Here is a 464-nt window from a genome sequence, read left to right on the forward strand (position 1 = left end):
GACCTTCACTAATGTAGAGTGTGCAGAGATAGATTAGCATTGCTGCCCGAGGCACCGCGAATAACACTGCGGTGGGTTGACTGTGGTCAGTGACAAAAATTAAGCAGACGCACTGAGGTCGCTACCGAGGACACGCATTTCCTAAGTGGTAGCAACTAAAAACAATCAACCGGCAACTGATGGAGGAGCGCGGCACCCATGCGCGCCTTGAGGATTCTGGCAACGGGTGGGGGCGACAAAGGCAAACGCCGCTTTACGCAGCGAAATGGCTGCGCGCTTAGGCGCAAAAAAGTAAAACAATAACCAACATAAACCAATTAACAACTGGGCGCTGAGCACCGGCTGGGCAAAAAACTGCATCGCCGCCACCAACCAAGGCTCTTGGCTTAAACCTTCGCCCATTAGCGCTTCAAGCTCGATGGCATCTCCAAGGGATCCACTGAGCAACAACGCCGTATTAAGCG

At 52.8% G+C, this 464-nt stretch carries 1 protein-coding gene; it reads right to left on the minus strand.

Annotated elements, in window-relative coordinates; all coding sequences use genetic code 11:
* Positions 1-165: 165 nt before the first annotated feature.
* Positions 166-464 (minus strand): hypothetical protein (locus tag CWB99_RS24380; RefSeq protein WP_171045457.1); only part of this gene is annotated, 299 nt, incomplete at its 5' end.

The sequence above is a fragment of the Pseudoalteromonas rubra genome (assembly GCF_005887095.1).
GTDB classification, from domain to species: domain Bacteria; phylum Pseudomonadota; class Gammaproteobacteria; order Enterobacterales; family Alteromonadaceae; genus Pseudoalteromonas; species Pseudoalteromonas rubra_E.